Raw genomic sequence first — 14042 nt, 5'->3', positions numbered from 1 at the left:
GAGCGGCCCCAACCCGTTCAATGAGGCGGAAACGGGGGGTCACGCACGTTCATTTAGCGTCACATTCCGCCGCACTGCTGCCCGGTTTCGCAGAGTCAGTTGCCTTTGACGTTGACCAACTGCCGCAGCTTGTGCCGCACCGTCACCAGGTCCGCGGCGTCCTGCATGACTTGGTCAATCGGCTTGTAGGCGGCCGGGATCTCGTCGATGAAGGCCTCCGACGCCCGGAACTCAATGCCCTTCATGGCCCGCTTCAGTTCCTCCAGGGTGAAGGCCTTCCGGGCTGCGTTGCGTGAGTATTCCCGTCCGGCCCCGTGCGGGGACGAGTTCAGCGACGCCGGGTTGCCCCGGCCTTCCACAACATACGACGCCGTCCCCATGGATCCGGGGATCAGTCCGGGATCGCCGTGCGCGGCTTTGATGGCACCCTTGCGGGACACCCAGACCGGCTTGCCGTAGTGCGTCTCCTGCTCTGTGAAGTTGTGGTGGCAGTTGATCCGCTCAAGCTCGCGCACCTTGCCTCCCACCCAGCGGCTGAACTGGGCAGCCACCCGGTCCATCATTTCCTCCCGGTTCAGCAGAGCGAAGTGCTGGGCCCACCGCAGTTCTGCGATGTACTGCTCAAACTGCGGGGTGCCCTCGTCCAGGTACGCCAGGTCAGGATCCGGCAGGTAGATCTGGTTCTTGCGGCTCACGTGCTGGGCCACCCCGATGTGGTGCTGGGCGATCCTGTTGCCGATGCCCCGCGAGCCCGAATGCAGGAAGAGCCACACGCCGTCGGACTCATCCGCGGAGACCTCGATGAAGTGGTTCCCGGAGCCCAGCGACCCCAACTGCAGCTCCCACTTGGCAACGTACTGGCCCGGGTTGAAGCCGGCTTTCGCGGCTCGCTGCTTCAGCTCGGCGATGCGCGGCTCCGCGGTGGGGAGGATCTTTTTGTTGTTGTTCCCGGCGGACAGGGGGATGACCCGTTCGATGTCCTCGCGGAGGCTTTTCCGGTCCTTTGGCAGGTCCTTCACGGAGTACTGGGTGCGGACCGCGATCATGCCGCAGCCAATGTCCACGCCCACGGCCGCAGGGATGATGGCCCGCAGCGTGGGGATGACAGATCCCACGGTGGCGCCCTTGCCCAGGTGCGCGTCCGGCATCAGGGCAAGGTGGGGGTAGATGAACGGCAGGCCCGCCGTCATCACCGCTTGTTCGCGGGTCTTATCGTCCAGGATGGACGCCCAGTTCAAGAGCTTCGGACTGATGGTTTCCATGCTTAAACCCTGCCCCGGGAAACTCTCCGGAAACAGCAAAACCGCGGCTTGTTCGCAAAACCCGGCTTTGAAGGCCAGGTCTCGCGAACGAGCCGTGGTTCCGGTGAGTGGCGGGGTTTACGCGGTGGCGGTGAGGCGGTGCCGGGGGCTCCGGGCCGCCGGCCTTGTCACCAGCAGGCGGCGCAGGTTTAACCAGCAGAACAGGGCCAGCCCCAGGTACAGGCTGAATTCCATCACTTCGCCATACTCGGAGATGCCGTAGTCAGGCGAGGGCCACACCAGTAGACGGAAGAGCCGGTAGGCCGCGGCAAGCCCGAAGGCAGGCACCAGGCACAGCGGCGGGACGAGCAGGTGCGCGGAACCAAGGTGCTTCCAGCGGGCCCGGGCTGCGTTCCAGATGAGAGGAGCACACGCCCCGTACAGGCTTGCCAGCAGCATGGCGGCAGGTACCAGTTCCTGCACGCCGCCAATGTTGTGCACCGTGGTCTCCCCCTGGCGGTTGATCGCCTCCATGGCCTCCGGGGTTTGCCAGCCAAAGATGCGTTGGCCCCACGAAATTTCCTCGCCCGCGAGGAACCACACACCGGCGGCTACTACCCCGTACAGCAATGCCATGGCTTTGTGCCCGGTCTTGAGCAGGGCGAAGGCGACGAGCGGGAGGAAAATGCCCGCAGCCAGGAGGGCCAAGAATTGTAACCACTCGATCAGGGAGTCCTCGTCGAGGAGCCAGATGAAGAGCGGCGGGTGCAGGACGGTGGCAGCGGCGGCGAGTGCGACGCCGAGAGGCAGCAGCGCGATGGCCCATGCCCGGCGTGGGAGGATTCCCCATTCACGGGCGTCCCGCGCGAAACGGATTGCGGCTTTGGTGTACCACCGGTGGATGGCTGGCATTCGTGCCCCCTCAACGAAAACAGGCCGGAGCCTGGAATCGCGGCACCGGCGAAGCGATCCCTGAGCTTCCCATGCCTCCTGCGGCCAAGGAAGGTTCAGCGGGGACGTCTGCGGTTTATTGTGCGGATTACCGCAGGCACGTGAAATCGCCGGAGACGCAGCGGGGCCGCCGTAGCAATACGGCGGCCCCGCAGGGGTCCAGCGATGTGGACGGACCCTAGATGCTGTAGCGCTCGTCCTCGTGGTCGCCCGGGTGGTCCTTGACCAGTCCCGCGGCCAGGGTGTTGCCATCGAGCGGGTCGATCACCAGGAACGCGCCGGTGCGGCGGTGGTGCAGGTAGTTCTCCAGCGGCAGCGGCGCGGCGAGCCGGAGCTGTGCGTGGCCGATGTCGTTGAGCTCCAGGCTGGAAGCACCCTCGAGCTTGAAAGTGGCCAGGTCCAGCTTGCCGGAGACGCTCCGCACCATCGCCTGGACGGTGCGGGTGCCGTGCTTGACCAGCACCTTCTGGCCCTCGCGGAGCGGCTTCGGGGACAGCCAGCACAAGGCGGCGTAAAGGTCGGCGGAGGCTTCCCGGACAGTTCCGGCAGCGGCGATGGTGTCACCACGGGCGACGTCGAACTCGTCTACCAGCCGGATGGCCACGGACTGCGGCGCGGCAGCTTCCTCCAGCGAGGCGCCGGCGAAGTCGAGGCCCACTACGGTGGTGGTCCGCGGGGACTGGCCCGGCGTCAGCACGGAGACCTGGTCCCCCACCTTGACGGAACCCTCGGTGATCTGGCCGGCGTAAGCGCGGTAGTCGCGGTAGGCCTCCACATCCAGGCCGGCGGCCACGGCGTCGGGAGCCAGGGCGCCCTGGGGCCGGACGACCAGCTGCACCGGGAAGCGGAAGCTCTCCAGGTGGCTTTCCAGTTCGTCGGCGGCGGGCAGGGTTTCGAGGACCTCCAGCAGCGCGGGGCCGGTGTACCAGGGGGTGCGCTCGGAGCGTTCCACCACGTTGTCGCCGTCGAGCGCGGACACCGGGATGACCAGCAGGTCGGAAATTCCGTCGGAGCCGAGGCCCAGCTCACGGCCAACCTGCTGCACGTCGGCTTCGATGTCGCGGAACACGGACTCGCTGAAGTCCACCAGGTCGATCTTGTTGACGGCCACAATCACGTGCGCCACGCGCAGCAGCTGCAGCACGGACAGGTGCCGGCGGGTTTGCTCCAGCACGCCCTTGCGGGCGTCAATGAGTACGACGACGGCATCCGCGGTGGACGCGCCCGTCACCGTGTTCTTGGTGTACTGCACGTGCCCGGGGCAGTCGGCCAGGATGAAGCTGCGGCGGTCCGTGGCGAAGTAGCGGTAGGCCACGTCGATCGTGATGCCCTGTTCGCGCTCGGCGCGCAGGCCGTCGGTCAGCAGGGCCAGGTCGATGCCGCCCTTTTCCCCGCCAAACCCGCGGTCCGCAGAGGTGCGGGCGACGGCGTCGAGCTGGTCCGCCAGGATAGCCTTCGAATCGTGAAGGAGGCGGCCCACCAGGGTGGACTTGCCGTCGTCGACCGATCCTGCCGTCGCAAACCGGAAGAGCGTGGTGGGCAGGGCTGTTTCCAGGTCCGCCGGGAGAACTGCTTCGGTGGTCATTAGAAATACCCGTCCTTCTTGCGGTCTTCCATGGCTGCCTCGGAGATGCGGTCATCTGCGCGGGTGGCGCCACGTTCGGTCAGGGTGGAGGCGGCGACTTCAACCACCACGTCGGCCACGGTGAAGGCGTTGGACTCGACGGCGCCGGTGCAGGACATGTCGCCCACGGTCCGGTAGCGGACGGTCTTGGTGATGACGTCCTCGCCGTCACGCGGCTGGGACACTTCGCCCACTGCGCGCCACATGCCGTCGCGGGCGAAGACCTCACGCTCGTGGGCGTAGTACAGGCCGGGGAGCTCGATGTTCTCGCGCTCGATGTAGCGCCAGATGTCCAGTTCGGTCCAGTTGCTGATGGGGAACGCTCGGACGTGCTGGCCCACGGTGTGGCGGCCGTTGTACAGGTTCCACAGCTCGGGGCGCTGGTTGCGCGGATCCCACTGGCCGAACTCGTCGCGGAGGCTCAGGATACGTTCCTTGGCGCGGGCCTTGTCCTCGTCGCGGCGGCCGCCGCCGAACACGGCGTCGAACTTGTTCTGCTGGATGGCGTCCAGCAGCGGGACCGTCTGCAGCGGGTTGCGGGTGCCGTCGGCACGCTCGGCCAGCTCGCCGCGGTCAATGAACTCCTGCACCGACCCGACCACGAGCTTCAGGCCCAGCCGCTCCACAGTCCGGTCACGGAAGTCCAGAACCTCGGGGAAGTTGTGGCCGGTGTCCACGTGCAGCACGGGGAACGGCACCTTGCCGGGCCAGAACGCCTTGGTGGCCAGGTGCAGCATCACCACGGAGTCCTTGCCGCCGGAGAACAGCAGCGCAGGCTTCTCGAACTCGGCAACCACCTCGCGGATGATGTGGATGGCTTCGGACTCGAGGGTGTCGAGAGACGAAAGGCGACCCGCCTGCATAGCCGGAGCAGCAGATGCCGCCCCGGGAGTGGCATCGGGCCTGCCGGAGCGGGACGCCATGCTGCTTGTAGCATCGCCGTCCCGCGAAGGGGCGGGGGCGGCATCTGCTGCGGAGGCGAAGGTGCCCGGATCGACGGCCACGGAAGTCGGGAAGTTGCTCATACGTGTAGTCCGCATTCTGTCTTGTCGGATCCTGCCCAGCGGCCGGCGCGGGGGTCTTCGCCGGGCGCCACCTTGCGGGTGCAGGGCTGGCAGCCAATGGAGGGGTAACCCTGGGAAAGGAGCGGGTTGACGGGCAAAAGGTTGTCGTCCGAGTACTGGACCAGCTGGTCGAACGTCCACGCGGCCATGGGGTTGACCTTGACCAGGCCGTTCTTGTCGTCCCAGGCGACCAGCGGGGTGTTGGTGCGGGTGGGGGCCTCGTCGCGGCGGACGCCGCGTGAACCATAGTTCGTAGCCGGCCAGGGTCCGCTGCAGCGGGGCCACCTTGCGCAGGGCACAGCACTGGGCGGCGTCGCGGGCGAAGAGGTCCTTGCCCAGGAGCCGGTCCTGCTGTTCCACGGTGGTTTCGGGCAGCACGTCCACCACGTTGACGCGGAGGTTCGCTGCCACCTCGTCACGCGTGGCGTAGGTTTCCGGGAAGTGGTAGCCGGTCTCCAGGAACAGGACGTCGACGCCGGGCATTTGGTCCGCGACCAGCGCCGGCAGGACTGCGTCGGCCATGGAGCAGGCGACGGCGACGGCGGGCAGGTCGAAGTTGCGTTCCACCCAGGCGATCACGTCGCGGGCGGGGGCGTCCCAGCCGAGTTCGGCGGCACCGGCCTCGGCCAGGGCCTTCAGCTCTTCCTTGGAGCGGAGCTTGGGTGCGGGTGCAAGGTGCTTTGCCATTACTGCAGTGCCTCCTCGTCTGCTGCGTGGGCCCATTCGGCGAAAGTCTGGCCTTCGGCGCGGTCGGCCACGAACCGGCGGACCACGCGCTCCACGTAATCGGGCAGGTCGTCGACGTATACCTTCAGGCCACGGACGGTGCGTCCCAGGCCTGCTTCCTCGCGGTCGCTGGAAGCCAGCCCGCCGCCAAGGTGGACCTGGAAACCCGGGGAGGGGTCGCCGTCGGGCGTTGGAAGCATCATGCCCTTAAGGCCGATATCCGCCGTCTGGATGCGGGCGCAGGAGTTGGGGCAGCCGTTGATGTGCAGGGAGAGTGCCGCGGGCAGCTGGCCCGAGTCGGCGAGGTCGGCCAGGCGGCGCTCCAACTCGGCGACGGCGGTGGCGGCCGTCATCTTGGTTTCGACGATGGCCAGCTTGCAGTACTCGATGCCGGTGCAGGCGATGGTGCCGCGCCGGAACACTGAGGGGCGGGCGGACAGGCCCAGGGCGTCCAGCTCGGCGACGAGCGGCTCCACGTGGTCCTTTTCGACGTCCAGCACAACGATCTTCTGGTGCGGAGTGGTGCGCAGCCGGTAGGAGCCACGCGCCTCGAGCGTGTCGGCGAGCTTGACCAGGCCGGAGCCGGACAGCCGGCCACCCAGTGGTGTGGCGCCGATGAAGAACTTGCCGTCCTTCTGTTCGTGGACGCCCACGTGGTCGCCGGGGGTGGCGGGCTTGGGCGCCGCGGGTCCGTCGGCCAGCTTGTAGCCCAGGTATTCGTCCTCAAGAATCTGGCGGAACTTCTCGGGGCCCCAGTCGGCAAGCAGGAACTTCAGGCGGGCCTTGGTGCGCATGCGGCGGTAGCCGTAGTCGCGGAAGATGCTGGTGACGCCGAGCCACACGTCGGCGGCCTGCTCAGGCGTCACGAACGCGCCCAGACGCTTGGCCAGCATCGGGTTGGTGGCGAGGGCGCCGCCCACCCACAGGTCGTAACCGGCGCCCAGCTCAGGGTGGATCATGCCCACCAGGCCGAAGTCGTTGATCTCGTGGACCACGTCCTGGCTGGGGTGGCCGGTGATGGCGGTCTTGTACTTGCGGGGCAGGTTGGACACGATCGGGTTGCCGATGAACCGCTCCCCCAGCTCCTCGATGAGCGGCGTGGGATCGATGATCTCGTCCTTGGCGATGCCGGCCACGGGCGAACCCAGGATGACGCGCGGAACGTCGCCGCAGGCCTCGGTGGTGGACAGCCCAACCGCTTCGAGCCGGCGCCAGATTTCGGGGACGTTTTCCACCTCGATCCAGTGCAGCTGGATGTTTTGGCGGTCCGTGACGTCTGCCGAGTCGCGTGCGAAGTCGACGGAGATCTGGCCGATGACGCGCAGCTGCTCGGTGGTGAGCGCACCACCGTCGATCCGCACCCGGAGCATGAAGTACTTGTCTTCGAGCTCGTGCGGCTCCAGGGTGGCGGTCTTCCCGCCGTCGATCCCCTGCTTGCGCTGCGTGTACAGGCCCCACCAGCGGAAGCGCCCGTGCAGGTCCTGGCTGGGGATGGCGTCGAAGCCTTCCTTGGCGTAGATGGACTCGATACGCTCGCGGACGTTCAGGCCGTCGTCTTCCTGCTTCCAGGTTTCGTTGGCGTTCAGCGGCGTCTTGCCGTCCACTTTCCACTGGCCGTGCGGCTTCGCAGCGGGGCGGGACGGGCGGGCGGGGCGCTTGGTGGCAGCGGGGTCCGCGGACGCTCCGGCTAGAGCTGTATCAGTCATGCATCGACTGTAGGGCGACCCCGAATTGCGTCACAAAGGCCCGGAAACGCTAAGTCACCTAGGGAAATATTTCGTCACGAAACGCCGGACGGCCTTGAACAGGCCACCCTGCTGTGCATCGGCTGGAGCCTGGTTTGCGGCCTCTGCCGGGGGCGCCGGAGCTGATGGCGCGGTCGCTTCGTTCATCATGGCGACGGCGGCGTCGTACCTGTCCAGCGCGATCTCGGCGAGCGTCGGGGACGGCAGCAGGGGTTCGGTCACGACGTCGGCCCCCGCCTTGGCCAGCTGGTCATGGAAGAAGCCCGGCGCCAGGAGATATGAGGCAATCATCACCCGGCCGCCGACGTCGACCGCTCCTGCGGACTCACCCGCCCCGGCACCCCCGGCGAGTTCTTCCCGCAGCATGGCGACGGCGTCGGGCACGGACGGCTGGGCGGAGGCACCGTAGGCGGCCACGATCCGGTTGGACCGCAGCTCCTGCAGTTGGCCCAGCAGCTCCTCCACACTGACCGCGGCGTTGGGATTGGATGAGCCCGCCGCGGCAAGGACAATGACGTCGTTGTCCGTGGTGCCGGCCTCGCGCAGCCGCTGGTCAAGCAGCTGGGCCAGGCGGCGGTCCGGACCCAGCGGCGCCGCAGCGGCACTGCCCGGCCGGCTCTTCACCGCGCGGGCAATGTCCACCTTCACGTGGTAGCCCACACTCAGCAGCAGCGGTACCACGACGGCGGGTTCCCCCTCCGGCAGGCCCGCCACCACGTCCACCAGATCCGGCTGCTGGACGTCCACGTACGCTTCCCGGACGTCAAGGCCCGGGCGCAGTTCCGCGATGGCAGTGCGGAGGGCATTGACCTCCGCAGCCCCCTGTGTGTTGGACGTCCCATGGGCGCAGGCGATCATGATGGGGCTGTTCATAGGGGTTAGCGTAACGTTGGAGCCGCCCTGTCCGCCCTCTTTGAATTGCCGGGACGCTCCATGACATTCGCCTTTGACAACTCCCCTGTCTGGCTGGATCTGCTGGGCGTGTTCTTCTTTGCCGTCTCGGGTTCACTGCTGGCGGCGCGGAAGCAGATCGACATTGTGGGATCCCTGCTGCTGGCGTCCCTGGTGGGGCTGGGCGGCGGCGTGATCCGCGACATCATCTTGGGAATTGTTCCGGCGGCCTTCACCAACCCGGCGTACCTGGCGCCGCCGCTGCTGGCAACAGTGCTGGTGTTCTTCCTCTTCTCCAGCGTCCAGCGCTACACGTCCCTGCTGGTCCTCTTCGACGCCGCCGGTTTGGCGCTGTTCTGCATGACCGGCACGCTCAAGGCGCTGGCCACGGGCCTGAATCCGGTGGCGTCCGTGCTGCTGGGCGTCACCACGGCGGTGGGCGGCGGCCTGCTCCGGGACATTACCGCCAATGAGGTCCCCGAACTGTTCAATCCCAAGGACATCTACGCGCTGCCGGCGTTCCTGGGTTCTTCACTGACGGCGGTGCTGTGGGTCCTGGGCGTGTTTAATGTGCTGACCGCCGCCGGTATCGCGGCCCTGGTTTTCACGTTCCGGGTCCTGGCCTGGCGGCGCTCCTGGCAGGCACCCCTTGCCGTCCGCGGGTGGCACCGGCGGGCGACGGATTCAGGGCTGTGAGGTTCATCAGGGTGTCATCTTCCGGCGTCCCGGATTGGCTAGGATATGAGCATGACTGACATGTTCCTCGAGAAGTTCAAAGCGCTTGTTCCGAAGTATCTCGAGGATGAATGGCAGGAAGCGGACGGCCTGACCCCTGAGGAGCTGGACAAGGCCCTGGCCGATCACCAGTTCCAGATCCCCCTGGTCCTGCGCGAGTTCTACCTCGCACTGGGCGGGTGTGAGGACCTCATGGAGGCGTACCACTACTTCTGGGACCCGGACGAGCTCGAAGTCGATGACGAGGGCTTCCTGATGTTCCTTGAGGACGAGGACGAGGAGTACACCTGGGGCTTCCGGGTGGGCGACCTCAGCGTCCCGGACCCCATCGTCTACCGCCGCAACAACGCGCGCGGCCAATGGAAGTCCGAGGAAGGCACCTTCTCCGAGTTCGTCTTCGACATGTTCGAGTGGGCCTTCGAGGAAGACGAAGAGGAAGAGTAGACCTCCCCTCCGTTGACGTAAATGCGTCACTTATGGCCCGGGCCCGGAGGGCCGCCCCTTTGTTTGCAGGGGCGCTCCTCCAATTCACACCTCGTAAATCACGCAAACCGGTTGCCATGCCTGTTGTTAGTTGGTCTCCGCCACACGCGCAGCACCGCCTGGACCTCCGCCACCATGGCCTCGGGACGGTGGATGACGTCCTCGTAGTAGTAGCGCAGCACCAGGTAGCCGCCAATGATGCTTTGGTTGTTGCGCCGCTGGTCGCGCTTGATGGATTTGGGCTCGAAGTGGGTTGAGCCGTCCGTCTCCACCACGAGGCACTCCTCGATCAGGAAATCCACTTCCCCCACTCCGGCAATGTAGACATGCCGCCTAACCCGCAGTCCGGCCCGTGCGAAGTGGACGTTTGCCAGTACCTCGAGCACGGAGTCCGCGCGGGGAATCACCAAGTCCAGGACCGACCGCGCCCGCCCGTTGCGGCGGCCCTGGCAGCGCCGGTAGAGAAAATCGAGCGAGATGTCCCCGGCGCCCACAGCCGACTGCACCGTCACCAGCGCCTCCAGCTCGGGTAGGCAGTGCAGCGTATGCAGAAGCACGTCCGCCAGCCCCAGCGCGGGCAGCCAGGGATGCCGTGGATGTTGGGGCCTCCCGTGGTCGACAACTCCGGACGTATGGGTGGGGTGGCTCCGGCTTAGATGCAGGCCTGCCGGGTCGTTGAGAGTCCACAGCTGGTAGATGGGTGCGGCGGATAAGCACGTGAGCCGGCCGCCAGCCGCCAAAGCCCCCGCAACACGTTCATCGCCTGGCAGCGCATAAACACCCCGCCTGATTCTCATCACGAGGTTCAGCGCCACCGCCTGCCCCACCCTGGTACGCGTGAAGCCGGCCTTTTGCAGTTCAAGGGATCGGGCTGCTCCACCCCGCCTGGCCAGGTAGTCACAGATATCCATCCCTCATCGTGTCTCTGCGCGGCACTCCCCGGAGCAGAGGATTCTCTCGATGTGGATAAGGGAAACGAAGTCGCCGACGCGATTGCGTGTTTTTTGGGCTGCGCGCACACGCTCCCCCGCACTTAGGGGTGCGCCGCTGCCCGTCCAGCTATAAATCACGCCATTGCGCGAGGGACGCCTCCATGGCCGCCTGCGAAGCTCGCTGAAAACTCTTTGACAGGAGCAGTTACAGAGGACTTGCGCGTTATGACAAAGCTGTCATAAGCTATTCACGGATCCGCTAAACGCCTCCGGCGGGTCTGATGCGAACGGAGAGATAGCCCCGGTTCATAACAACTTCGGTTGCTGCGGACCGGGGCTGTCCCGTTAAGCAAAAGAGGCAAAGAAGAAGCCCGGCACCTTGGGGGAGCCGGGCTTCACCACATGCAAGAGTCAGCTGGCGCGGTCCACTACGGCCAGTGCGAAGTTGGACAGCGACTCCTTGACCACGCCTTCCGGCAGCGGGGCCAGGGCGGCAATGGCTTCGTTGGCCCACTGGCGCGCCACCACCCAGGATTCGGCGGTCACCGGGTGCTCGCGGAGTCCCGCAACGGCGTCAGCGAGGGCCTCGTCAGAGGACAGGTCGCCGTCAATGAGTTTCAGGAGGTCGACGGCGGACTGGTCACCGTCAGCGGCAGCCTGCCGCAGGAGCAGGACGGGCAGGGTGGGCACCCCTTCACGCAGGTCGGTTCCGGGCGTCTTGCCGGACTTCACCTTGACGCCGGTAACGTCGATGACGTCGTCGGCCAGCTGGAACGCCACGCCCACCTTCTCGCCGTACTCTACCAGGACGTTTTCGTAGGCCTCGTCAGCGCCGGAGAAGATGGCACCGAACTGGCCTGACGCAGCTACGAGCGAGCCGGTCTTGTCCGCGATCACTGACAGGTAGTGCTTAATCGGGTCCTCGTCGGGGCGGGGACCAACGGTCTCGTGTAGCTGGCCCAGGCACAGCCGCTCGAAGGTGCGTGCCTGGATGCCGAGTGCGCGGCCGCCCAGTTCGGACACCAGGATCGAGGCGCGGGCAAAAATCAGGTCGCCGGTCAGGACGGCCACGGAGTTGCCCCACACCTCGTGGGCTGTGGGGGCACCGCGGCGCAGCGGCGCGGAGTCCATCACATCGTCGTGGTACAGGGTTGCCAGGTGCGTCAGTTCAACCACGACGGCGGCCTGCACCACGGCGGGCAGGGACGCGTCCCCGAGGTGGGCGCAGAGCAGGGTCAGCAGCGGCCGGATGCGCTTGCCGCCGGCTTCCACCAGGTGGCGTGACGTTGCGTCAGCGAGGGGGTCCGAGTTGGCGATGGCCTCGCGGAGTTTCTTCTCCACCTTGGCCAGGTTGGTGGTGATGGCCGGACCCAGCTCGGCGTCCCCCGCGATAGCCGCAAAGCCTGCCGGCAACTGGAGTCCCGTGGCGATGGCGGTGGTGTTAAGGCTGGGTTCGGAGTCCGGCAGGCCGTGCCCGGCGTGCGTCCAGCTGTGGTCTGCGGATTTGGTCACGGGTTAACCCTAACTTTTTGTTGCGGATACCGCTGATTCGATGCCGGTGAGATGTTGGATGTGGCCGGAACCAGCGATTCCAGGACCCTGATCACCCGGTCCTCGAAGCCCTTCGCTGCGGGGTCCGTGAGGTTGGCGAGGAGCCTGACCACGAACCGCATCAGCACCGGAATCGGCATGCCCGTCCGCAACGCCAGTTTCATGACGGTGGGCTTCCCGATCAGCGTGGCGAAGGCCCGGCCCAGGGTGAAGTGCGATCCCCACTGGCCGCGCACGTAGTCCGCGTACCGCGAAAGGTGCGCATCGGCGTCGTACGTCCCGCCCGAAGCAGCCGTGCGGGAGGAGGCGTCGATGATGAACTCTGCAGCGAAGCGCGCGGACTCCATCGCGTAGGAGATGCCCTCTCCGTTGAACGGCGAGACCATGCCGCCGGCGTCGCCGAGCAATAGGAGGCCCGGCGAGTAGTGCGGGGTGCGGTTGAAGCCCATGGGCAGCGCGGCGCCGCGGATCTCGCCCACCTGGTTCTCGGGCCTGAAGCCCCACTCGGCAGGCATCCCGGCAGTCCATTCGCGCAGGACCTGCTTGTAGTCGAGCTTGCCAAATTCCCTGGAGGAGTTCAGGATTCCCAGGCCCACGTTGGAGGTGCCGTCGCCGACGCCGAAGACCCAGCCGTAGCCAGGCAGCAGCTTGCCGTCGCGGCCGGGAAGTTCCAGCCAGCCTTCCATCCAGTCGTCGTCGGTGCGCGGCGAGGTGAAGTAGGTACGGACGGCGACGCCCAGCGGGCGGTCGTCGCGCTTCTGGATCCCGCGGGAGACGGCGGTGCGGGTGGAGTTCCCGTCGGCAGCGAGGACGACGTCGGCACTGAACTCGCGCGTCTCCCCCGTCTTGCGTCCGGACTCGTCAAGGAGCGCTGCGCGGACTCCGGTGACGCGGCCGGCGTGGTTCGTCAGGGCGTCCGTGACGCTGTGCCGCTCGAGGATGGCGGCGCCGGCGGCCTGGGCGTGCCTGGCCAGTTCCTCATCAAAGCCGAGCCGGGTGCGGATGAGGCCGTACTGCGGGAAGTCGGACACCTCGGGCCAGGGCAGTTCGATGGTGCGGCCGCCCGCGATCAGGCGCAGGCCCTTGTTCCGGCGCCAGCCGTCGTTCTCCGGGTGGGGCAGCCCGAGCTTCTGGATTTCGCGGACGGCGCGGGGCGTCAGTCCGTCACCGCAGACCTTCTCGCGCGGAAAGCTCGTCTTTTCCAGGACCGTGACGTCGAGGCCGGCCTTGGCGAGGTAGTACGCGGCGGTCGATCCGGCCGGACCCGCGCCGACAATCAGTACCTTCACAGGGTCAGCGGACGATGTTGCGGCGCAGCTTGGCCACCGGGCCCTTGTGCGCGGCGATGGCGGCAGCAGCACCTTCAGGCGACGAATCAGCAGGCTTGAACGCGCGGTGGACGGCCACGATGCCGCCGGTCAGGTTGCGGTACGTCACGTTCTCCCAGCCGCTCTCCTGCAGCCAGGCCGCCAGGTGGTCCTGGTCCGGCCAGGCGCGGATGGACTCGGCAAGGTAGACGTAGGCGTCCGGGTTGGAGGCCACCTTGGTGGCGATCGCGGGCAGCGCGCGCATCAGGTATTCGGTGTACATGGTGCGCCAGAGCGGAACCACGGGCTGCGAGAACTCGGCGATGACCAGGCGGCCGCCGGGCTTGGTGACGCGCAGCATCTCCTGCAGTGCCTTCTTGGGCTCGTTCACGTTGCGCAGGCCAAACGAGATGGTGCTGGCGTCGAAGGTGTTGTCCGCAAACGGCAGGTTGGTGGCGTCCCCGGCAACGAAGTCAATGTCCGGCCGGCGGCGCTTGCCCACCTTGAGCATGCCAAGGGAGAAATCACAGGCCACCACATCTATGCCGGCATCGGCATATGGCTCGCTGGAGGTGCCCGTGCCGGCCGCCAAGTCCAGGACCCGCTGGCCCTTGGAGACTTCCATGGCGTCCACCACGATCTTCCGCCAGCGGCGGGTCTGTCCCATGGACAGGACATCGTTGACGACGTCGTATTTCGGTGCGACGTCGTCAAACATCGTGGCTACTTCGTCCGGACGCTTATCCAAGGATGCTCGGTTCACCATGACATTGTCTCAAATGTTCCTGACCG

Annotated in this window: 12 protein-coding genes and 1 pseudogene; 2 read left to right on the top strand and 11 right to left on the bottom strand. The window is 66.7% G+C overall.

The annotated features are described in order from the left end of the window. Window positions 1-95 precede the first annotated feature (95 nt). The 7 genes and pseudogenes from QF031_RS04315 to QF031_RS04285 all read right to left on the bottom strand — a co-directional run bounded on the left by QF031_RS04315 (window position 96) and on the right by QF031_RS04285 (window position 8224). Complete coding sequence (locus tag QF031_RS04315; protein ID WP_307424577.1) at window positions 96-1262, bottom strand: RtcB family protein; 1167 nt, start codon at window positions 1260-1262, stop codon at window positions 96-98. Between the two features lie 117 nt (window positions 1263-1379). Continuing rightward, window positions 1380-2153, bottom strand: a complete 774-nt coding sequence (locus tag QF031_RS04310; protein WP_307424575.1) for a hypothetical protein — start codon at window positions 2151-2153, stop codon at window positions 1380-1382. 217 nt (window positions 2154-2370) lie between these two features. Then, window positions 2371-3777, bottom strand: coding sequence for a sulfate adenylyltransferase subunit 1 (locus QF031_RS04305; RefSeq protein WP_307424572.1), 1407 nt, complete (start codon window positions 3775-3777; stop codon window positions 2371-2373). Beyond that, complete coding sequence (gene cysD, locus QF031_RS04300) at window positions 3777-4739, bottom strand: sulfate adenylyltransferase subunit CysD (protein ID WP_307433120.1); 963 nt, start codon at window positions 4737-4739, stop codon at window positions 3777-3779. The genes QF031_RS04305 and cysD overlap by 1 nt, the downstream gene beginning before the upstream one ends. Before the next feature lie 98 nt (window positions 4740-4837). Beyond that, window positions 4838-5567 (bottom strand): annotated as a pseudogene (locus tag QF031_RS04295) (phosphoadenylyl-sulfate reductase). Beyond that, entirely contained in the window at window positions 5567-7312 is a 1746-nt protein-coding gene (locus tag QF031_RS04290; protein ID WP_307424569.1) for a nitrite/sulfite reductase, read from the bottom strand. The pseudogene QF031_RS04295 and the gene QF031_RS04290 overlap by 1 nt, the downstream one beginning before the upstream one ends. Before the next feature lie 54 nt (window positions 7313-7366). Then, entirely contained in the window at window positions 7367-8224 is an 858-nt protein-coding gene (locus tag QF031_RS04285) for a sirohydrochlorin chelatase (RefSeq protein ID WP_307424566.1), read from the bottom strand. 60 nt (window positions 8225-8284) lie between these two features. Here QF031_RS04285 and QF031_RS04280 point away from each other — a divergent pair, with 60 nt between their 5' ends. Both QF031_RS04280 and QF031_RS04275 read left to right on the top strand, forming a co-directional pair. After that, complete coding sequence (locus QF031_RS04280) at window positions 8285-8938, top strand: trimeric intracellular cation channel family protein (protein ID WP_307424564.1); 654 nt, start codon at window positions 8285-8287, stop codon at window positions 8936-8938. Between the two features lie 51 nt (window positions 8939-8989). Further along, window positions 8990-9421, top strand: a complete 432-nt coding sequence (locus tag QF031_RS04275; protein WP_307424562.1) for a hypothetical protein — start codon at window positions 8990-8992, stop codon at window positions 9419-9421. Between the two features lie 98 nt (window positions 9422-9519). Here QF031_RS04275 and QF031_RS04270 read toward each other — a convergent pair whose 3' ends face one another. The 4 genes from QF031_RS04270 to QF031_RS04255 form a co-directional block, all read right to left on the bottom strand. Then, window positions 9520-10371, bottom strand: coding sequence for an endonuclease domain-containing protein (locus QF031_RS04270; RefSeq protein WP_307424559.1), 852 nt, complete (start codon window positions 10369-10371; stop codon window positions 9520-9522). Window positions 10372-10803: 432 nt separating this feature from the next. Beyond that, window positions 10804-11904: a polyprenyl synthetase family protein gene (locus tag QF031_RS04265; RefSeq protein ID WP_307424556.1), complete on the bottom strand. Its 1101-nt coding sequence runs from the start codon at window positions 11902-11904 to the stop codon at window positions 10804-10806. Then, complete coding sequence (locus tag QF031_RS04260) at window positions 11901-13232, bottom strand: geranylgeranyl reductase family protein (RefSeq protein ID WP_307424553.1); 1332 nt, start codon at window positions 13230-13232, stop codon at window positions 11901-11903. Before QF031_RS04260 ends, QF031_RS04265 begins: the two co-directional genes overlap by 4 nt. 4 nt (window positions 13233-13236) lie before the next feature. Next, on the bottom strand, window positions 13237-14013 hold the full coding sequence (locus tag QF031_RS04255; RefSeq protein WP_307424550.1) for a demethylmenaquinone methyltransferase: 777 nt from the start codon (window positions 14011-14013) through the stop codon (window positions 13237-13239). Between the last annotated feature and the right edge of the window lie 29 nt (window positions 14014-14042).

The organism is Pseudarthrobacter defluvii, from assembly GCF_030816725.1.
Taxonomy (GTDB): Bacteria; Actinomycetota; Actinomycetes; order Actinomycetales; family Micrococcaceae; genus Arthrobacter; species Arthrobacter defluvii_A.
The sequence above is the reverse complement of the archived record's forward strand: the minus strand, read 5'-3'. Positions and strand labels throughout refer to the sequence as shown.